1 protein-coding gene is annotated in these 652 nt (G+C 65.2%); it reads right to left on the minus strand.

The window, feature by feature from the left end; translation table 11 throughout:
• The coding region (locus K4G59_RS19760) for an integrase core domain-containing protein (RefSeq protein ID WP_231252775.1) at positions 1-652 on the minus strand (652 nt) is incomplete at both ends.

Genomic DNA, 652 nt, shown 5'->3' on the forward strand with positions numbered 1-652 from the left:
TGTGATCTCCAGCCAGGTTGTCCAACCGGGTGATGGGTGGTTGGCCACCGAGGGCTGAGTGGGGCCGGTGGTGGTTGTACTGATGAAGCCATCCTGACAGTGCTCCTCGACGGACGTCTTCTGAGGTGTAGAGCTTCTTGTAGGCCCAGCCGTCGGCCAGGGTGCGGTGGAGCCTTTCCACTTTCCCGTTCGTCTGGGGCCGGTAGGGCCGGGTCTTCTTCATCTTGATGCCGAGCTCGTCGCACGTATCGCGCCACAGGAAGGACTTGTAGGCGCTGCCGTTGTCGGACAGGACCCGTTCGACGGTGACGCCTCGTTCGGCGAACCAGGCCACAGCACGGTGCAGGACCGCGACCGCGGTCACGGCCTTCTCGTCGTCGTGTATCTCGGCATAGGCGACGCGTGAGTAGTCGTCGATCACCGTGTGGACGAAGCAGGTCCCGAGCCTGGGCTCGTAGTTCTTCGTCCGCAGGCCGGTGCGATCGCGGGTGGCTTGCCGGTTCCGGTCGCCTTGCTGCTTGCCGGTGTAGCGCCAGCCGCCGCCGTCGGGGATGTTGCCGAACTTGGTGACGTCGACATGGATCAGCTCGCCGGGCCGCTCGCGCTCGTAGCGGCGTGCTGGCTCGCCAGTGACCCGGTCGATGTGAGTGAG

It is taken from the genome of Nocardioides furvisabuli, from assembly GCF_021083185.1.
GTDB classification, from domain to species: Bacteria; Actinomycetota; Actinomycetes; order Propionibacteriales; family Nocardioidaceae; genus Nocardioides; species Nocardioides furvisabuli.